Here is a 19,706-nt window from a genome sequence, read left to right as displayed (position 1 = left end):
GAGAGACTTGCCTCGGACGGCATACCGCTACGATTTCGGGCTGAACGGGTCATTCAGCCATTGTGCACGGCTGAGTTCTGCTTTCCACCCATAGCCCAAAGTGGCGATGTCAGCCTTTCCATTCGCATGAGCGCCTCACGCCTTTGGTGAACACAAGAAAGGCCGGTGGATCGCTCCACCGGCCTTCCTTCATTCAGCGGGGGCCCGTCCCTACCAGATGCGGACGCGCTGGTCCGACGGCAGGTAGTAGTGGTCGCCTTCCTTGACGCCATAGGCGTCGTACCAGGCGTCGACGTTGCGCAGCGGGCCGATGACGCGGAACATGGCCGGGCTGTGCGGGTCGGTGGCGACCTGCTGCTTCAGGGCCTCGTCGCGCATCTTGGTGCGCCACACCTGGGCCCAGCCGAGGAAGAAGCGCTGGTCGCCGGTCAGACCGTCGAGCACCGGCGCGGGCTGGCCGTTCAGCGACAGGTGATAGGCTTCCAGTCCCACGGCCACGCCCGAGGCGTCGCCGATGTTCTCGCCCATGGTCAGGCCGCCCTGGACGTGGAAGCCCGGCAGGGGCTCATAGGCGTCGTATTGCGCGCCCAGACGCTTGGTCAGGGCCTCGAAATTGGCCTTGTCCTCGGCCGTCCACCAGTTGCGCAGCACGCCGTCGCCGTCGGACTTGGAGCCCTGGTCGTCGAAGCCGTGGCCGATCTCGTGCCCGATCACTCCGCCGATGCCGCCGTAGTTGACGGCCGGATCCGCCGTCGGGTCGAAGAAGGGCGGTTGCAGGATGGCGGCCGGGAAGACGATCTCGTTATTGGCCGAGTTATAGTAGGCGTTGACCGTCTGGGGCGTCATGCCCCACTCCGCCTTGTCCACCGGTTCGTTCAGGCGGTTGAGCTGGTAGTTCCACATGAACTCGCCCATCCGCTGGCCATTGCCGAACAGGTCGTCGGCGCGGATCTGCAGACCCGAATAGTCGCGCCACTTCTCCGGATAGCCGATCTTGACGGTGAACTTGCGCAGCTTCTCCTGGGCCGCCGCCTTGGTCTCGGCGCCCATCCAGCTCAGGTTGTCGATGCGGTGCGACAGGGCCGTGCGCAGGTTGGCGACCAGTTCCTCCATCTTGGCCTTGGATTCGGCCGGGAAGTACTGGGCGACATAGAGCCGGCCGGCCGCCTCGCCCAGCGCCCCTTCGGCGAAGGAGATGGCGCGTTTCTCGCGGGTGCGTTGCTCGGGCTGGCCGGACAGGTCACGCGACTTGAACTCCCACTGGGCGTCCGAGAACCGCTGCGACAGCAGGGCCGCCGCGTCGTCGGTCGTGTGGAAGGCCTGCCAGGCCTGCAGCAGGGCCACCGGCGTTTCGGCGTAGATGGCCGCGATCTTGGGCATGGCCGTGTCCTGGCGCACGATCAGGCGCGGGATCGAGCCCAGTTTGGCGGCGTCGAAATAGGCCTGCCAGTCGAAGCCCGGCGCGTCGGCGACCAGACGGGCGATGGTGTATTCGTTATAGGTGCGGTCGCGGTTGCGGTTCTCGATCGGGGTCCAGTGGGCCTCGGCGATCTTCGTCTCCAGCGCCACGATGGCGGCGGCGTTGCCCTCCGGGTCGTCCCAGCCGATCATGCCCAGCATGCGGGCGATATAGGCCTGGTACTTCTCCTTTTTGTCCGCGTAGCGGGCGTCCAGATAGTAGTCGCGGTTCGGCAGGCCGATGCCGCCCTGACCGGCCGAGACGGCGTACCGGTTCGGCGACTTCTGGTCGATGGTGATGCCGGTGCCGAAGAAGGACGAGCCCAGACGGCCCTGGGTCTGGCCCATGTAGGCGGCCATCTTCTCGTGGCTGTCGGCGGCCCGGATCGCGGCCAGATAGGGCTGCAGCGGCTGGGCGTCCAGCTGGTCGACGCGGGCCTGATCCATATAGGCGCGATAGGCGTCGGCGATCTTCTGCTCGTCCGACCCGGCGACCAGATCGGTGCGCGCCGCCAGACCCGTGACCAGGGCCTTCATCCGGTTGTCCGACAGCTGGCGCAGCATGGCGAACGAACCCCAGGACGTGCGGTCCGACGGAATGACCATGGCGTCGATGGCTCGGCCGTTGGCGTAACGGTTGAAGTCGTCGCCGGGCTTCACCGACGGATCGCCCCCCGCCAGGTCCACGCCCCAGCTTCCCAGCTTCGGCGCCTCCAGGCCCTGATAGGCGGAGCCGCCGGGCTCCGTGGCCTGGAACAGTTCGACCGTCGTGCAGGTCTCGTCGAGGCAGGCGTGGTCGTCGGCGTTGACGCCGAACAGGTCCAGGCCGTGGTCGTGGGCCAGGGCGGCGGCGGGCAAGAGCAGGGCGCCGAAGGCGACACCGATAAGCAGCTTCTTCATGCAGGGAATCCCGAGGCAATGCGGCCCGCGCACAGACGCCGCGGGTCATGACGGCGCGGACCCTACGCCTGACACGGGCGGTGTCGCCTAAATAAATTGTCATGTTCGGCTGATCGGCCTCGTCAGTCGCCCCCTGAACAGGCCACAATGCCGCAGGCGAAGCGAGGACTGGATGGCGGGCGGACACGGGGCGGGCGAGTTCAAGGACCTGGTGGTCTTTCTGGCGGCGGCCGGGGTGGTCGTGCCCCTGCTCAGCCGCTTCCGCATCAGTCCGGTGCTGGGCTTTCTCGCCGCCGGCGTCCTGCTGGGGCCTGACGGACTGAACCGGCTGGCCGGGGTCGCGCCCTGGCTCGGCTGGTTCACCATCGGCGACCGGACCCAGATCGCCCAGCTGTCCGAACTCGGCGTCGCCTTCCTGCTGTTCATGATCGGGCTGGAGCTGTCGTGGGAACGGCTCAAGTCCATGCGGCGACTGGTGTTCGGCTTCGGCCTGTCCCAGGTCGTGGTCTGCACGGTGGTGCTCGGGGCCCTGTTCATGCTCATGGGCCAGTCCCTGGCCGGCGCCGCGGTTCTGGGCATGGGGCTGGCCCTGTCCTCGACCGCCGTCGTCATGCCGGTCATGGCGGAGCAGGGGCGGCTGCGCGGCGCGGTCGGCCGATCGACCTTCTCGGTCCTTCTGGCCCAGGATCTGGCCGTCGCCCCCATCCTGATCACCGTCTCGGTTCTGGCCGGGGCGGCCCATCCGGGCGGGTTGCTGGAGCCGCAGGTTCTGGGGCGGGCCCTGTTCACCCTGGCCCCCGCCGCCATCGGCCTGGCCCTGATCGTCCTCTTGGGCCGCCGGGTGATGCGCCCGCTCTTCCGGTCCGTGGCCAAGAGCCAGAAACGCAGCGGCGGGGGCCAGGAACTGTTCGTCGCCCTCTGCCTCCTGCTGGTCGTGGGCGCGGGCCTCGCCGCCCAGGCGGCCGGCCTGTCGATGAGCATCGGCGCCCTGATCGCCGGCCTGCTGATCGCCGAAACCGAGTTCCGCCGCGAGGTCGAACTGAACATCGAACCCTTCAAGGGGCTGTTGCTCGGGGTCTTCTTCGTCGGCGTCGGCATCGGCCTGGACCTCGATGCGGTCGCCGCCCATCCTCTGGAGGTCGTGGGCGTCGCCCTGCTGATCACGGCGGTGAAGGCTGCAGTCATCTTCGGCCTGGCGCGCCTCTGGGGCCTCAGCGCCCGCACGGCCATCGAGACCGCCCTGGTGCTGGGCCCGGCGGGCGAGTTCGCCTTCGTGGTCCTGACCACCGGCATGGTCGAGGGGGTTGCGGCCCCCGGCTTCACCCAGGGCATATTGCTGTCGGCCACCCTCAGCATGTTCACCGTGCCCCTGATGGCCTGGCTGGGGCGCAAGATTTCCAAACCGTCGAACCGGACGCCGAGCGCCGCCCCCGACCTGCCCGCGCCCGTCGCCCATGAGGACGCGGTCATCATCGTCGGCTTCGGCCGGGTCGGGCGGCTGATCGGCGAGATGCTGACCCAACACGGCGTCGCCTTCATCGCCCTAGACACCGACGCCGCCGCCGTCGCCGCTGCGCGCAAGGACGGGCTCGACACCTATTACGGCGACGCCGGGCGGGTGGAGATGCTCCGGCTTTGCGGCCTCGAACACGCCCGCGCCCTGGTCGTGACCATGGACGCCCCGACCAAGGTGGACGAGGTGGTCGTCGCCGCCCGCAGCCTGCGTCAGGACATGCCGGTCATCGCCCGCGCCCGCGACGACCGCCATGCCGCGCGTCTTTATGCCCTGGGCGCCACCGACGCCGTGCCCGAGACGACCGAGGCCAGTCTGCAACTGGCCGAGAACGTCCTTGTCGATCTGGGCGTGCCCATGGGTCTGGTCCTGGCCTCGATCCACGAGAAGCGCGACGTCTTCCGCGCCATGTTCCAGGCTGCGGTGCCCGAAGATCGGCGGCATCGCCCGACACGCGCGCTGCGCGGCTCCGAGAGGCGCAGCCCGCCCGTCGGAACCTGAGCCGGGGCGTCGAACGGCGTCGTTCCGAATCGCCGACCAGTCGGTCGGATTAATCTTTGCGACCCATTTTCGTCATTCTTGCGTGATGAACAGCGCGCCTCCGGCGTCCGCCCCGCGCGTGGCAGGCCCGGGCGCCGTCCCTGTGACCGCTCCTCCCTCGCGGCCCTCCGACGACGATGAACCTTCTCCCGGCGGTCTTCCGTCCGATCAGATCGAGTAGAATCCTGTCCATGACCCAGATCGCAGCGACCCTTGAACAGCCGCGCATGAACCGTCGTCAGGCCGCCAAGGTGCGCACCCGCCAGAAGGTGCTCGACGCCGCCCGCGACCTGTTCGCCGAGCGCGGCTATGAGCCCGCCACCATCCGCGACATCGCCAAGGGCGCGGGCATGTCCACCGGCGCCGTCTTCGCCAACTTCCAGGACAAGGCCGAGCTGTTCGAGACCGTCCTGACCGAGGACATGAGCCAGCTGGCCGAGACGCTGAAGCGCGGCGCCGGCGAGGGTTCGGTGCGTGAACGCCTGACCGCCGCCCTGGCCGCCGGCTATCACGGCACCCTCGACCACCTGCCCCTGTTCCAGGCCATCGTGGCCCGGTCCTGGTTCCAGCCCCTGGCGGCCGAGCAGCGCGCCCGCGAATCCACCCGTCGTCTGACCGACGTCATCTCCGCCATCCTGCGCGACGGGGTGTCCAAGAGCGAGCTGTCCCAGGACGCCGACGTCGTCCTGCTGACCGAGATGGTCTGGGAGACCTACCTCTCCAACTATCGCCGCGCCGCCTATGACGGCTGGAGCGTCGAACAGCTGGCCGACCACGCCGGGCGCCAGATCGACGTCATCCTGGCCGGCGCCGTCACGCGCAAGTAGGGCGTCCGACACCGAACCCAATGAGGGGCCTCCGGCGACGGGGGCCCCTTTTTCGTCGTCCTCTTTCATTGGCGGTCCATCGGTCGGGGTCAGCGGGACAAAGGAGGTTCATCACAACGGCCACGGCGAAGTCACGACGAACACCACGAGGTCATGCCCCCGGCCTCCGCCGTGCCCGTTGGGAATCCGTCGTGTTCGCTGTAATGAACCCGTCCGCCAGGGCGCCGAAACCTAACCCCTCTGTCGCGGCTGCGACCGAATCGGCCGCGTTCAGCTCTTCCACCTCAGGGTCGTCGGCTGGATCGGATTGGCGAAGGCTCGGCCCTCGGCGCGGCTGTTCATCCATTCGCGCTTGAGCTGCTGATACCATTTGGCCTGTCTGTCGGCGTCGTCGATCCAGATCAGGGCCGGGTCGTAGCGCAGGCCCTCGTTCTGCAGATTCACCATCCCGCCGTCCTGCTTCAGGAAGGCGACCACCCCGGCCCTGAGGAAGGGCTTGGCGACGCCGAACACCCAGTGGTCGGACCAGAAGATCTGGGTGATCCGGGTCGAGGTTTCGGTCAGAGGGGTAAGGCAGGTCAGGGCCAGGACCTGTTTCCGGCCCACCTCGATATGCTCCCAGCGATAGCCGGGCAGGCGGAAGGTGATCTCAGTCGCCGGAGCCCCACCGAGGATCCTGTAGGCGCGGCTGTTCGACGACGGACTGTGCCGCACCATGGCCCAGCCGAAATCGACGGGAGCGAAGGCCTTGGCCTTTTCGTGCATCGAATGCTCGGACCGCCACCACCATTGCTGGTGCACATAGGGGCCGTGGGCGGGGTCCATCAGGCCGACGACGGCGTGGTCGATATGGCTGTCGAAGACCATGGATTCGACCAGCCGGGCATCGCCGCCGACGACGCCGGGGAAGACCGGCGGCGCATGGTCCGGCTCGGCGTCAGAGCGCGGGTCGGCCCGCATCCAGACGAAGACCATCCCCTGGCTCTCGGCGACCGGATAGGGCCGGACCCGGATGCGGCTGGCGTCGATCGCCTGATCCTCGACCAGGGAGGGAATGGCGGCGCAGACCCCGTCGGGGCGGAAGCGCCAGCCGTGGTAGCAGCATTCCACCGTCTCGCCCTCGCCCGGCTTGTTGACCAGCCGCCCGGCCGACAGGGGCGCGGCGCGGTGCGGACAGATGTCGCGCATGGCGAAGACCTGCCCCCCCTTCGTCCGGCCGATCAGGACGGGCTCGCCCATCAGTTCGTAGCGTTCCAGCGACCCCGGAGCGACGTCGCGGGCCAGGGCGACGAAATACCAGGCGTCGCGGACGAAGCCCTTGCCGAAGGGCGCCGGGGGCGCCTTGGCCGGGGCGGGAGAGGGCTGGACGGCGGCGTCTTCGGCGGCTTTCATGGCGTCTGTCTATCAAGAGACGCCGCCGCTGTCGCGAGGGCGCGACAGATGGCCAATAGAGTGCTTTACATTGCAAAGTAAATGCGTGTAAAAGCGCCGTCAGATCCCAGGGAGTTGTCTATGACCCGTCTCGTTCTCGCCGCCGCCCTCGCCCTTCTGGCCGCCCCCGCCGCAGCGATCGCTCAGGACGGGCATGCGAACCACGCCGCCCATGCGGCCCATGCCGCGCCCGCGGCCCAGACCTCGGCCCACGCCGATCACGGTCACCATCACGCCGACTTCAAATCCGACCGGCTGCACGTCCGGGTCGACGGCGACATGGACGGCCGCGACATCATCCTGATCCCGGGCCTGGGCTCCTCGCCCGAGGTCTGGCAGAGCACGGTCGATCACCTGACCGCCCAGGACGGCGTGGGCTGGCGCATCCACCGCATCCACGTCCAGGGCTTCGCCGGGGCCCCCGCCGAGGGCAACGCCCCGCCCGCCGGCGGCCATGCCCCCGTCGCCGCCCCGGTGGCCGAGGAAATCGCCCGCTACATCCGCGAGAAGGGCCTGACCAAGCCCATCGTCGTCGGCCATTCCATGGGCGGCACCATGGGGATGATGCTGGCCGCCCGTCACCCCGATCTGGTCGGCAAGCTGATGGTCGTGGACATGGTGCCCTTCATGGGGGCGATGTTCGGGGCCCCCGGCGTCACCGCCGAACAGGTCACGCCCACCGCCGATCAGGTCTGGACCGGCATGACCAGCGGCCCGGACGCCGAATACAACGCCCGCGCCGCCGCCTCGGTCACCGGCATGATCAACACCGAGAGCCTGCGCGCCGGGCCTCTGGAGGACGCCGCGACCAGCGACCGCGCGGTCTCGGCCTCGGCCTTCCGCGAACTGATCGTCACCGACCTGCGCCCCGAACTGCCGAAGATCACGGCGCCGGTCGAGGTGGTCTATGTGAAGTTCAACGACGCCCGGATGACGCCCGAGATCACCGACATGATCTATCGCGCCTCCTTCGCCAACCTGCCCGGCGCGACCCTGAAGCGGATCGACGACAGCGCCCACTTCATCATGCTGGACCAGCCCGCCGCCTTCTTCGCCGAGCTTGACGCCTTCATCGCGAAGTAGCCCCCCGAACGTGACGCCGCTTTAAGCCCGCCGCCCTGATTTCGGCGGAAAGCCGCTTCACGCTCCCGTGAAGTCTTCACCAAGCGTTCACCATCATGGGCGTTTCGATGAAGACGAACGCCCGCTAGAGAACGGCGGGCAGACACGAGGACGGCGATGGCGGCTCCGGGCTACGGCAATTCGAACGGCAGGCCCGGCAACGGCGGCGGCGCCGGCGGCGGCGGGAAGCCCCGGCGCACCGGACTGCAACGGTTCTTCTACTGGAGCGCCGTGCTGGCGGTTTGGGGCCTGATCTTCGTCGTGGTTTTCTTCGCCGTCTTCGCGCGCGGCCTGCCGGATACCTCCAGCCTCTACAATGTCGATCGCCAGCCCTCGATCACCTATCTGGACCGCAACGGCGCCCTGATCGCCACCCGAGGCACCCAGATGGCGCCGCCCGCCGATCTGGACAGCCTGCCCGACTATGTGCCCGCCGCCTTCATCGCCATCGAGGACCGGCGGTTCTGGTATCACCCCGGTTTCGACCCGATCGGCATGAGCCGGGCCATGGTGACCAACGTCCGGGCCGGACGGGTGGTCCAGGGCGGCTCGACCCTGACCCAGCAGCTGGCCAAGAACCTGTTCCTGACGCCCGACCAGAACCTGCGCCGCAAGGCTCAGGAGCTGATCCTGGCCGTCTGGCTGGAGCTGAAATTTTCCAAGAAGGAGATCCTGGCCCTCTATCTGAACCGGGTCTATTTCGGCGCCGGGGCCTACGGCATCGAGGCCGCCTCCCAGCGCTATTTCGACAAGCCGGCCAAGGACCTGACCGTGGGCGAGGCCGCCCTGCTGGCGGGCCTGTTGAAGGCCCCGTCCCGCTATTCGCCGGTGTCGGAATCCCAGCGCGCCGCCGGGCGCGCCACAGTGGTGCTGGATCAGATGGTCGAGACCGGCGTCATCACCCCGGCCCAGCGCGCCCAGGCCGTGGCCGAGCCGGTCCGCGTCTCTCGCACCCTGGCCAGCCAGCACGCCCAGTACTTCATCGACTGGCTGGACAAGCAGATCCGGGGCCTGGTCGGCGAACCGACCGAGGACATGGTCGTCGAGACCACCCTGGACCTGACCCTGCAAACGGCGGCCGAGCGGTCGGTCAACCGGATCCTGACCCGCGACGGGTCCAAGGGCGTCGAGCAGGCGGCCCTGGTGGCCCTGGACGGCGACGGCCGGGTGCGCGCCATGATCGGCGGCGCCTCCTACGCCGACAGCCAGTTCAACCGCGCCGTGGATGCTCGCCGTCAGGCCGGTTCGGCCTGGAAACCCTTCGTCTATCTGGCGGCGGTGGAGGCCGGCTATACGCCCGAGACCCCGGTCGTCGACCAGCCGGTCCAGATCGGCAACTGGTCGCCAAGGAACTATTCCGGCACCTTCGCCGGTCCCATGACCCTGGCCCAGGCCGTGGCCCAGTCGACCAACACCGTGGCGGCCTATGTCGCGGATCAGGTCGGGCGCGACAATGTCTCGCGCGCCGCGCGGCGCCTCGGCGTCACCAGCCGCATCGGGCTGGAGCCCGCCATGGCCCTGGGCGCGGTCGAGGTCTCGCCCATCGAGATGGCCACCGCCTATGACGCCTTCGCCAACGGAGGCCGCCGCGTCGAAGCTTCGGGCATCGAGCGCATCCGCACGCCCCAGGGCCGGATCATCTATCAGCGCGCGGCCCGGTCCGAGGCCGGCGGACAGGCGATCAACAACCCGTCCCTCTACTACATGAACCAGATGCTGCGCGGCGTGGTCACCAGCGGCACGGCGCGCTCGGCCGCTGTCGCCGGCTATGATCTGGCGGGCAAGACGGGCACCACCTCGGACTACAAGGACGCCTGGTTCGTCGGCTATACCGGCGGCTTCGTCACGGCCGTCTGGGTCGGCAAGGACTACAACACCGCCATGCGCGGCGTCACCGGCGGCGGCGCCCCCTCGGCCATCTGGAGAGGCTTCATGGAGGCCGCCCTGCCGCGCCTGGCGGTCCAGTCCATCCCCAACGGCCCGCCCATGCCCGAGGGCTGGACCCCGCCCACGCCGACCGTCATCGACCCTGTCGGCGACATGATCGGCGGGCTGGAAGACCCCTATGGCGGAACACCGGGCCAGCCGGTCGATCCAGACCAGGGCCAGCCCTATGTCCAGCCCTCCGGGCGTCCGATGCAGGGTTCCGGCCAGAACCCGGGCCAGTACTCGGGTCAGTATCCGGGCCAGACCGCCGCCCCGACGCGCGGACCCACGCCCCCGGCCCGCGTCCGCCCCGTCGATCCGCCGAACCAGAGGCCGGAGCCGGCCATGCCGCCCGAGAAGAAGTCGGACGCCCTGTTCTTCTGACGCCGCCTACTTCCGGTTCGCCCGACGCTTCATCAGCCGGTCGGCCACCGCCTCGGCGTGTTTCAGGGTAAAGGTCAGGGCCGCCGGCGACCCTCGCCGCGGCCCCACGCTGTCCGCGACCAGGGCGCCCCGCTGCCCCAGGGGCATGGCCGGGCCCGTGGTGGTGTCGATCGCCGTCTGATGCTCGATCTCGGCGTTGAGCTCGGCGCCCATCAGGATGATCTGCACCGAGATCCACATCCACAGCAGGAAGCCCATGAAGGCCGCGAGCGGGCCGTAGCTGTCGGTGCGGACGAAGGTCGTCAGATACCAGCTGAACAGGAAGGAGACGCTGACGCTCAGGGTCGCGGCGAACAGGGCCCCCGGCGTCAGCCAGCGCCAGCGCGCCCGGGCCCGGCACGGGCCGAAACGATAGATGACGGTCAGGGCCGCGACATAGCCGATGAACAGCACCGGCCATCTCAGCCAGTCGAACAGCCGGTATTCCTCGGTCAGGCCCAGCACCCCCAGCACCACCGGCACGCCGACGACGAGGGCCGCCGAGACCAGAACCGCCGCCAGCCCGGACAGGGTGAAGGCCAGGCAGATCAGATTGTACCGGACAATGCTGCGCTTCTCGACCTCGTGATAGGCGACGTTCAGGCCGTAGAAGAGGGTCTTGATGCCGTTGTTCGCCACCCACAGGGACAGGGCCAGGGTCCAGACCAGGGTGAAGGTCATCTCCCGCGTCGAATTCTCGGCCAGCCGCTGCATCTGCAGGCCGATGAACTCCGCCACATTGGCCGGCAGGAAGGCGTAGAGGAACTGCAGTCGCGACCAGGCGTCGCCCGGGTCGGCGAACAGGCCGTAGATGGTGACGAAGGCCGCCAGGGTCGGGAACATCGACAGCACGACGAAGAAGGTCACCCCCCCGGCGAAGAACCCGACCCGGTCGCCGAAATAGGCGGCTCCGGTGCGCCAGAGGATGTCGACCCAGCCCTTGTGCGGAATCTGCTCGGGCCGCTGGGCCAGCCGGCCTCGACCGGGGTCGCGCGCCTCATAGTCCTCGGGCGTCGGCTCGCGCGGCGGCAGGGGCTCGGGTCGCGGCCGACGCAGTTCGACCCCGACCTTGTGCCCCTGCGAGTACAGCAGATGCGCCGCCGCCGCCCCGGCCGCCAGCCCGCCGACGGCGGCGCCGACGAACTTCCAGACTGAAGACACGCCGCGCCCCGTCATGGTCGGCAGGCGTGCGAGGAAACGGGCGTTGGGTGCGGACATGACGGCAAAACGGTCACGCTTGGTCTCCGTTCCGGCGTGAGAGTTCGGCTTTTCCTAGGGTTTGCTCCCTCTCCCGGCCAGCACAAACGGACGGTCGCATCCGTCGCGGCGATTTGATAACCAGCCGCCATGACCGCCTCCGACAGTCCCGCCCCCACCCTGCTGACCGCCTGGAAGGCCGCCCAGGCCGTTCTGAAGACCGGCCGGATCGACAGTCCGTCCATCGACGCCCGCCTGTTGCTGGAGGCCGCGACGGGGGCCACGCGCATGGACATCCTCAGCGATCCGTACCGCGTCGTGACGCCGGAACAGCAGGCCCAGCTGGACGCCTATGTCGAGCGCCGCCTGCGCCGCGAACCCGTGTCGCGGATCCTCGGCCGCAAGGGCTTCTGGAAGATCATGCTGAACGTCACCCCCGACGTGCTCAGCCCCCGGCCGGACACCGAAACCCTGATCGACGTGGCCGTCCTGGCCCATGCGAAGAACGAGGCCTTCACCGTCGCCGACCTGGGCACGGGCTCTGGCGCCATCCTGTTGGCCATCCTGGCGGAGCGGCCGGCGGCGACCGGCGTCGGCACGGACATCTCGTTCGAGGCCATCGCCGTGGCCCGCGACAATGCCGCCGAGCTGGAGCTGGACAATCGCGCGACCTTCCTGCGCACCGAATGGGCGACCGGCTTCGCCGACCACAGCTTCGACCTGGTCGTGTCCAACCCGCCCTACATCCCGACCGACGACATCGCCGGGCTGGATCCCGAGGTGCGCGAGCACGACCCGATCCTGGCCCTCGACGGCGGGCCTGACGGCCTTCAGGCCTACCGCGACCTCGCGCCGGAGATCGCCCGGGTGCTCAAGCCCGACGGCGTCTTCGCCGTCGAGATCGGCTGGGATCAGGGCCCGCAGGTCAAGGCCCTGTTCGAGGCCCAGGGCTTCGCCGACGTGAAGATCGTCAAGGATCTCGGCGACCGCGACCGCGTCGTCACCAACGGCCTGGACCCGCGCGTCAATCCGATCCCGAAGGACTGATCGACAAATCCCGCTTGGAAACCGGCCCGAGCCGCGCTAAGGCTGGCTCGTCTCCCATTCAAACGCAATCGATTCAGGCTCGTGAGCCCGAACCTCGGCGTCTGGAACAGTGACGGTCGGCGCTTCACTCCTGCGCCGGCGGACCACAGGGCGACGCCAGGTTCCGACATATCGCACCGGGGATAGGCCCCGACCGACCGGAATGACGAAACGGGTCCAGCCTGTCCTCACGCGACGGGCGACCCTCACCAGCACGGTAAGCTCGCATGAGAGATTTCAAGGGCATGAAGCGTCAGCGCGGACGCAACCGGAACAAGACCGGCGGCGCCAACGCGAACAACGCCAACCCCAACCGCTCCTGGGACTCGCAAGGGCCCGAGAACATCAAGGTCCGGGGCAATGCCCAGACCGTCTATGAGCGCTATCTGCAGCTCGGCCGCGACGCCACGGCCTCGGGCGACCGGGTGCTGGCCGAGAACTATCTCCAGCACGCCGAACACTATTTCCGCGTCCTGCGCGCCCTCCAACCGGCCCGGCCGGTGTCGGAAATCGCCGCGCGCGAACTGTCCAACCAGGGCTTCGACATCGACTTCGAGGACGAATCCGGCGCCCAGGCCGCCGCCTTCCTCGCCGCCCAGCAGGCCGCTGAGCGCGCCCAGAACGGCGGAAACCACAGCGGCGAAGGCCGCGACGGGGACCAGACCGAGGGTCGCCGCGAATGGCGCGACCGTGACCAGAACCGGGATCGCGACCAGAACCGCGACAACTCGCAACGTGAAGGTCAGCAACGCGAGGCCCAGCCTCGTGAAGACCGCGAACCCCGCGCCGAGGGCGAAGAGGGTCAGGGCGGCCGCCGCGAGACCCGCCGCGAGCGCTGGGAGCGCCGCCGCGAGGAACGCAACCGCCGCTTCGAAGCCGAAGGCGGCGTGGGCGAGGCTCCGGAAGACCTGACGGCCGAGGCCGGCGAACAGTCGCGAGACGAGGCTCCGGCGCCTGTCGCCGAAGAGGCCGCGCCGCCTCGCAGCGAGCGTCCCCGCCGCGCCCGCATGCCCCGTGAAGGCGACGCCGACGACGCCCCGGCCGCTCTGCCCGGTTTCCTGACACGCTCGGCCACGCCCTCGGCCCCCGCCGAAGACGTTGCGCCGTCCGAAGAGACGCCGGCCCCAAAACGTCGCGCCCCGCGCCGCAAGCCGGAAGCCGCGGCGTCCGAAGACTGACCAAACAACTTCAGGTTTAATCTGAAATAAACCTAAGGGTTGCATCCTCTTTCTCGTCAGAATGGGGATGACCATGCACGGCCGAGAGTCAGAGATCGCCGATCCTGCCGGCGCAACGCCGGATCTGGGGCATGAATTCCGGACGCCGCTGAACGCCGTGATCGGCCTGTCCGAATCCCTTCTTTCCGACGCCGCCGAACCGCTGACGCCGGATCAGAGCCTGGCCCTGGCGGCCATAAGGGCTGCGGGACTGCGTCTGCTCGGTCTGGTCGAAACCGAGATCGATCGGGCGGATGCGATGGGCCCGGCGGCGAGTGTTCTGGAACGGGTCGACGTCGGCCGCGCCGCCCGGCATCTGTGCGAGACCCTGTGCGAGCGTCTGGCCGGCTTCGACGTGCGCCTGTGCGAACCCGACGCGGACCCCGACGCCTACGCCGCCGCCGACCCGGCCCTGGTGCGACGGTCCCTTCACGCCATGATCGCCCACATCCTGATGGAATGTCGGCCGGGCGCCGAGATCGTCCTGACCGTGCGCCGTGGCCGGGATTTCGTCGAGGCGGCCGTCGCCGGTCGCCAGCCCCGCACCCCGCATCGGCCGGGCGGCGACACCCGCCCCTTCTGCTCTCAGAGCGAACCGCGCAGCCGGCCGCTGGGTGGTCCGGGGCTCCCTGAGGCCCGCCGACTGGCCCTGGCCATGAACGGCCGGATCGAACGCGGACGCGCGCACGGGCCGCAGGCCGCGACCTGCGCCCCCGGCTTGGTCCTGCTCCTTCCGCCCTCGGTCCCCTCGCGCGCCGAGCCCCGCCCGGCGGCGGTGACGCGGCCCGGCTCCTGCCCCCGCCCCCGGCCGATCATCCTCTATGTCGAGGACCATCCGGCCAATGTCATGCTGATGCGGCGCGTCCTGTCGGCCCTCGGCGACTTCGACCTCTATGTCGGCGAGACCGGCCCTCTCGGCCTGACCATGGCGCAGGACATTCAGCCGGACCTGATCCTGCTCGACATCAATCTGCCCGGGCTCAACGGCTTTGACGTCATGGCGGCGCTGTCGCGGCATGAGGCGACCCGCGCCATCCCCGTCGTCGCCGTCACCGCCAACGCCTCCGTTGACGACCGACGGCGAGGCCGTTCGGCGGGTTTCGCCGGCTACCTGACCAAACCCCTCGACGTGCCCGCTCTGGCGGCGATCCTCAATCGGCTTCTCGGCGATGGAACGGCCGCCGGCCGCCGGCCGGCGCCCCCGCCCGATCCCGGCCGAATAGCGCGCCGCGCCTGAGTCTGAACCTGGACCCGGGCCGGGACCCGGGCCGCGATCTGGGCCTGAATCTGGGCCGCGTGACGAACCGACGGGTTTCATCTGGCGTCCATTTCGCTCTAGACTCCCCTGGCGGACCGGCTTCAGCGACAGGCCCGCCAGGGTGGTTCATGAATCTGGCTTCGTCTTTCTCGCGTCCGTCTCTCGCCCGACTGGCCCCGGCGTGCGGCGGCCTCCTGCTCCTGACGGCCTGCGCCACCGAGGCGCCGCCCCCTCCGCCGCCTCCGCCGACCGGCGGCGTGGCCGAGGCCATCCAGAGGCTGGACTGGCGCGGCATCATCACCTCCGTGGACCGCGATCGGTATCAGCGCCGCGACGCCGCCTGGTCCCTGGCGCTCGAACAGGCGCGGCGACAGCCGGGGTCGGGCGACCTCGACGCCCTCGGCGACCTCATCAAGCCGCGCGCCGCGCGCGGATCGGTCGCCCCTCCGCCGGGCGCCTATCGCTGCCGCACCGTCAAACTGGGCTCCCAGGGCGGGGAGGAGGGCCTCGGCTATGTCGTCTACGGCTGGTTCGCCTGCCGGATCGAACAGACCCCGCGCGGGCTGAAATTCTCCAAGCTGACCGGCTCCCAGCGCCCGTCCGGCCTGCTCTTCCCCGAGGACGACCGGCACATGCTGATGCTGGGCTCCATGGCCCTGGCCGCCGAGCCCGCAGCCAACTCCTACGGCCGCCGCCCCGACCGCGATCTGGTCGCCATTCTCGAGCGGATCGACGACCGGCGCTGGCGTCTCGTCCTCCCCTGGCCCCAGAACGAGTCCAACCTCGACCTGATCGAGCTAATCCCTGCCTAGACCGCCGTCTTCGGTCGCGGTCATCGGCGCCGGTCCGACCGGCCTCGCCGTCGCCCTGATGCTGGCCCGGCAGGGGCGGCGCGTGGTTGTGCATGAGCGGTTCGAGACCGCCGGTCCGGTCGGCGCCGGCTTCATGCTCCAGCCGACCGGCCTGCATGTGCTCGACCGGCTGGGCCTGACCGCCGAGGTCGAACGCTATGCCCAACCCCTGACCCACATCTTCGGGCGGGAGGCGCGACGCGGCCGGGTGGTGCTCGACATTTCCTACGCCGACCTCAAGACGCCACGCGCGTCGTTGGGCGTGCACCGCTCCGCCCTCTTCCACGTCCTCCACCGCGCCTGTCTGGCCGAGGGCGTCGTCTTCGAGACCGGGCGGGAGATCGTCGCCGTCTCCGACGGCCGCTTGACCGGGGCGAACGGCTGGACCAGCCCCGCCTTCGACCTCGTCATCGACGCCAGCGGCGCCCGTTCGCCCATCGCCAAAGCCCTCGGCGCCCGGCGTCAGGACCTGAACTGGTCGGGCCTCTGGGGCACGGTTCCCTGGCCGGGCGACCCGTTCGACGAGGGGGCGCTCGAGCAGGTCTATCGCGGGGCGTCGAAGATGATCGGGGTTTTGCCCTGTGGCGCCCGGCCGGTGGAATTCGGTGGAGGGCCTGAGAGGCTGGCGACCTTCTTCTGGAGTCTGAAGGGCGACGACCATCCGGCCTGGCGGGCGGCGGGGCTCGATCCCTGGAAGGCCGAGGTGCTGTCATTGTGGCCCGAGGTGGCGCCGATCCTCGACACCATCACCGATCCCGACAGCCTCACCCTGGCCCGCTACGGCCACCACACCCTGATCCGCCCGGCCGCCGACCGTCTGGCGGTGCTCGGCGACGCGGCCCATTCGACCAGTCCGCAGCTGGGGCAGGGGGTGAACATGGGTCTGCTCGACGCCCTGGCCCTGTCCGACGCGCTGGTGACCCATGCCGACCTGTCCGACGCCCTGAACGCCTACGCCGCCGCACGGCGCTGGCATGTGCGCCTCTACCAGGCCCTGTCGATCGGCTTCACCCCCTTCTATCAGGCCGACGGCGCCTTCCTGCCCTGGGTGCGCGACCACATCCTCGGCAAGGTCGCGCGCCTGCCCTTCGCCCCGCGCCTGCTGGCCGCGACGGTGTCGGGCCTGCTGCTCGACCCCCGGCGCTGAACACTGCGCTGAATCCTGGGGGCTGAACCCCGGCGAGGCCCCGGGCGTTGAACAGCGTCATCGTCAGGAGTTCCGATGCGACATCCTCTGATCCTCGCCGCCGCCGTCCTGCCCCTGTTGGCGGCCTGCGGCGATAACCGGCCGAACGCCCCCGCCGAGACCTCCCCGGCCGTCACCGAGCCTGCCCCCGGCGTGCCCGAGAACGCTTCGGCCGAGGCGGCGGCGACCGAAGCCGGCCAGACGGCGCCGACGCCCGCGCCCGGCGAACAGGGCGGAACCGACGACTGGCGCGCGGTCGCCACCGACGGCGACGCGGCCCGCCTGACCCGTCTGGACGACGCCTGGCGCGAGGCCCTGTCGGAGGCCCGGGCCGCCGGGTTCGGCGACGAACTCCGCACCCTCGGCGCCCTCGTCGATCCGAACGCCGGTCAGGCCGGCCGGCTCCAGCCCCCGCCCGGCGAATACCGCTGCCGCACCTTCAAGCTCGGCAAAATGGGTGAAACCGGCCTCGGCTACGTCGCCTATCCCGCCTTCCGCTGCCTGGTCGAACTGACGCCCGGCGGCGACCTGATCCTGTCGAAGATGACGGGATCGCAGCGCACGCGCGGCCTGATCTATCCGGACGGCGACCGCCGCCTCGTCTATCTCGGCGCCCAGGCCTGGGGCTCGGGCGAGACCGGCTTCCCCCTCTATGGCGAACAGCCCCAGCGCGACCAGATCGGCGTCGTCGAACGCATCGGCGACAACCGCTGGCGTCTTGTCCTGCCCTTTCCGAAGCAGGAATCGAAGCTGGACATTCTGGAGCTGGCCCGCTGACGGGTCAGGCCTGGACCCTCGTCAACCTCAGGTCCTGATAGTCGTAGCTGAAGTCGATGTCGGGGCTGACCCCCTTCATCGTGGCGGTCGCCGCGCCGTCGGGGTTCAGGGCGAAGGTGATGAACAGGTCCTCCTCCCGCTTGTCCGTGAACCGCGTCCGCATGGTCTCGCCGTCATAGGGCTCCAGCGGTCCCTTGAGCGCCGGGGTGCGGCTGAAGGCGAGCCAGAGGCCGGTCTTCGCATTGCGGCCCCTGCCGGTGGTGCGGGTCTCGATGGTGATGTCGCCGTACCAGGGGTCGCGCCAGGTTCCGGCATAGGCCTCCAGCGGGTGGGCGGGCGCGGCGCCTTGCGCCTGTTTCGCGTCGATCCCGGCGGCGGCGGCCAGCGACTTCTGCGTCCCCTCGGCCTCGAGCCGTTTCGAATCCGCGATCCAGTCGAAGTCCGCCTTGCCCATCACGATGTCGGCCAGGCCCGAGCGCAATGCGCGCAGCATCAAACTCTCCTCGGCGTTGGAGAAGATGGCGATCCCCGCCTTGCGTCCGGGGATCAGCAGGGTGGCCGAGATGCCGCCGGGCGAGCCGCCGCCGTGGCTGATCAACCGCTCGCCGCGATAGTCCTGAACCTGGAAACCCATCGCATAGGTCGATGCGATGGCCCGGCCGGGCAGGGCCGCCGTCGGGCCTTCGGACGAGGAGACGATGATGTTGGGCCGCCACATCTCGCGCGCGGCGGCCTCGGAGAACAGCCGCGTCCCGTCCGGCAGTTCGCCCATGGCGAGGCGCACCTTCATCCACTTGGCCCAGTCGACGGGCGAGGCGCAGAAGCCCCCGGCGGCCGCCGCCGCCTGCCAGTCCCAGATGCCGACGATGCTGTTGGCCAGCAGGGTCATCGGCCCCTGATAACGCAGCGGTGGCCCGACGCGGCCGTGCGGCAGGGCCGATTTCACCGGATCGGCGGCGCCCATCAGGGGCACGGTCTCCGTCATGCCGACCCGGTCGAGAATGCGGGTCTGGATGAACCGCTCCCATGGCATGCCCGAGACCCGGGCGATGATCTCGCCCGCCACCACGAACATCAGGTTGCAGTAGTGATAGGCGGCGCGGAAGCCGTCCGCGATCGGCACGTGCGGGACCGCCGCCATGATCTGGTCGCGCGTACGGTCCGAGTTGGGCCAGAACAACAGATCCCCGGCGCCGAGACCGAAGCCCGCCCGGTGGCTGAGCGTATCGCGCACCGTGATCCGGTCGCCGAACACCGGGACCGACAGGGTGAAGCCGGGGATGTGGGTCATCACCGGCTCCTCCCACTTCACCTTGCCCTCATCGACGTGGATGGCGAGGGCCGCAGCGGTGACGTTCTTGGTGTTCGACGCGATGGCGAACAGGGTGTGCTCGTCGGCCCGTGCGGCGTCACCCTGTTTCTTGACCCCATAGCCGCGCGTCAGCACGTCCCGCCCGTCGCGGACCACGGCGATGCCCAGGGCCGGCTGGTCCGGCCAGGCCGCCATCACCCGCTTCACATAGGCGTCCACCGCCTCGGCCAGGCTCGTGTCGTCATTCGCCGCCTGGATCGCCCAGGACGCCGAAGGCAGGGCGGCGGCGCCGGCAGAGGCGAACAGGGCGGAACGGCGGGTCAGGCGAAGCGACATGGGCGGTCTCCGAAACAACGGGCCCGAGGCTACAGTCCGCACCGCCCGCGCGCCAGTCACCGGGCTCGGCCTCCGCCAGGGTTCTCGGGAGCCCTTAGGCCACCCTATCGCCCGGACTATGAACCCGATTTAAGGACATGAAGAAGATGTAACTTTAGTCAAGCCTCCTTGACTGATAGTCAGCCACCCTTGACGGGCGCGATTGTGAGCGTCCGCGTACCGGGGATTTCGAGGCCATGACCTCTTCCAAGCTTCTTCTTCTGCTCGGCGTGGCCATAACCGCGCCCGCCGGCGCCGCCATGGCCCAGACCGCTCCGGCTCCGGCGCCCACGCCCACGCCCGCGCC

Annotated in this window: 14 protein-coding genes; 10 read left to right on the top strand and 4 right to left on the bottom strand. The window is 69.5% G+C overall.

Annotation, left to right across the window (positions count from 1 at the left end; all coding sequences use genetic code 11):
• Window positions 1-210: 210 nt before the first annotated feature.
• Window positions 211-2,358 carry a M13 family metallopeptidase gene (locus ACT6QK_RS01790; protein WP_444596114.1) on the bottom strand — a complete coding sequence of 716 codons (2,148 nt, stop codon included), beginning with the start codon at window positions 2,356-2,358 and terminating at the stop codon, window positions 211-213.
• Between the two features lie 172 nt (window positions 2,359-2,530).
• Between ACT6QK_RS01790 and ACT6QK_RS01785 the strand changes: the two genes are divergently transcribed.
• Both ACT6QK_RS01785 and ACT6QK_RS01780 read left to right on the top strand, forming a co-directional pair.
• Complete coding sequence (locus ACT6QK_RS01785; RefSeq protein WP_444596113.1) at window positions 2,531-4,372, top strand: cation:proton antiporter domain-containing protein; 1,842 nt, start codon at window positions 2,531-2,533, stop codon at window positions 4,370-4,372.
• A gap of 230 nt (window positions 4,373-4,602) precedes the next feature.
• Window positions 4,603-5,238: a TetR/AcrR family transcriptional regulator gene (locus ACT6QK_RS01780; protein WP_444596112.1), complete on the top strand. Its 636-nt coding sequence runs from the start codon at window positions 4,603-4,605 to the stop codon at window positions 5,236-5,238.
• A gap of 270 nt (window positions 5,239-5,508) precedes the next feature.
• On the opposite strand, the gene ACT6QK_RS01775 is transcribed toward ACT6QK_RS01780, so the two are convergent.
• Window positions 5,509-6,630, bottom strand: coding sequence for a Rieske 2Fe-2S domain-containing protein (locus tag ACT6QK_RS01775; protein ID WP_444596111.1), 1,122 nt, complete (start codon window positions 6,628-6,630; stop codon window positions 5,509-5,511).
• A 120-nt stretch (window positions 6,631-6,750) separates the two neighbouring features.
• On the opposite strand from ACT6QK_RS01775, the gene ACT6QK_RS01770 reads away from it, so the two are divergent.
• Window positions 6,751-7,752, top strand: a complete 1,002-nt coding sequence (locus tag ACT6QK_RS01770) for an alpha/beta fold hydrolase (RefSeq protein ID WP_444596110.1) — start codon at window positions 6,751-6,753, stop codon at window positions 7,750-7,752.
• Between the two features lie 156 nt (window positions 7,753-7,908).
• Window positions 7,909-10,101 (top strand): PBP1A family penicillin-binding protein, encoded by a 2,193-nt coding sequence (locus tag ACT6QK_RS01765; RefSeq protein ID WP_444596109.1) that lies wholly within the window; start codon window positions 7,909-7,911, stop codon window positions 10,099-10,101.
• 6 nt (window positions 10,102-10,107) lie between these two features.
• Here the strand turns inward: ACT6QK_RS01765 and ACT6QK_RS01760 are convergent, their stop codons facing one another.
• On the bottom strand, window positions 10,108-11,358 hold the full coding sequence (locus ACT6QK_RS01760; RefSeq protein WP_444596108.1) for a YihY/virulence factor BrkB family protein: 1,251 nt from the start codon (window positions 11,356-11,358) through the stop codon (window positions 10,108-10,110).
• A gap of 129 nt (window positions 11,359-11,487) precedes the next feature.
• Between ACT6QK_RS01760 and prmC the strand changes: the two genes are divergently transcribed.
• The 6 genes from prmC (at window position 11,488) to ACT6QK_RS01730 (ending at window position 17,712) form a co-directional block, all read left to right on the top strand.
• Window positions 11,488-12,384 (top strand): peptide chain release factor N(5)-glutamine methyltransferase, encoded by an 897-nt coding sequence (gene prmC, locus ACT6QK_RS01755; RefSeq protein ID WP_444596107.1) that lies wholly within the window; start codon window positions 11,488-11,490, stop codon window positions 12,382-12,384.
• 266 nt (window positions 12,385-12,650) lie between these two features.
• Window positions 12,651-13,601 (top strand): DUF4167 domain-containing protein, encoded by a 951-nt coding sequence (locus ACT6QK_RS01750; protein WP_444596106.1) that lies wholly within the window; start codon window positions 12,651-12,653, stop codon window positions 13,599-13,601.
• Window positions 13,602-13,674: 73 nt separating this feature from the next.
• On the top strand, window positions 13,675-14,877 hold the full coding sequence (locus tag ACT6QK_RS01745; RefSeq protein WP_444596105.1) for an ATP-binding response regulator: 1,203 nt from the start codon (window positions 13,675-13,677) through the stop codon (window positions 14,875-14,877).
• Between the two features lie 149 nt (window positions 14,878-15,026).
• Window positions 15,027-15,710, top strand: coding sequence for a DUF4893 domain-containing protein (locus ACT6QK_RS01740; RefSeq protein ID WP_444596104.1), 684 nt, complete (start codon window positions 15,027-15,029; stop codon window positions 15,708-15,710).
• Window positions 15,703-16,896: an FAD-dependent oxidoreductase gene (locus tag ACT6QK_RS01735; RefSeq protein WP_444596181.1), complete on the top strand. Its 1,194-nt coding sequence runs from the start codon at window positions 15,703-15,705 to the stop codon at window positions 16,894-16,896. Before ACT6QK_RS01740 ends, ACT6QK_RS01735 begins: the two co-directional genes overlap by 8 nt.
• Before the next feature lie 75 nt (window positions 16,897-16,971).
• Window positions 16,972-17,712 carry a DUF4893 domain-containing protein gene (locus tag ACT6QK_RS01730; protein WP_444596103.1) on the top strand — a complete coding sequence of 247 codons (741 nt, stop codon included), beginning with the start codon at window positions 16,972-16,974 and terminating at the stop codon, window positions 17,710-17,712.
• Between the two features lie 4 nt (window positions 17,713-17,716).
• Here ACT6QK_RS01730 and ACT6QK_RS01725 read toward each other — a convergent pair whose 3' ends face one another.
• Window positions 17,717-19,360: a serine hydrolase gene (locus ACT6QK_RS01725; protein WP_444596102.1), complete on the bottom strand. Its 1,644-nt coding sequence runs from the start codon at window positions 19,358-19,360 to the stop codon at window positions 17,717-17,719.
• Between the last annotated feature and the right edge of the window lie 346 nt (window positions 19,361-19,706).

The organism is Brevundimonas sp., assembly GCF_052436175.1.
Lineage (GTDB): Bacteria > Pseudomonadota > Alphaproteobacteria > Caulobacterales > Caulobacteraceae > Brevundimonas.
Note: the sequence above shows the minus strand (reverse complement) of the source record. Positions and strands in the feature narration are given on the sequence as shown.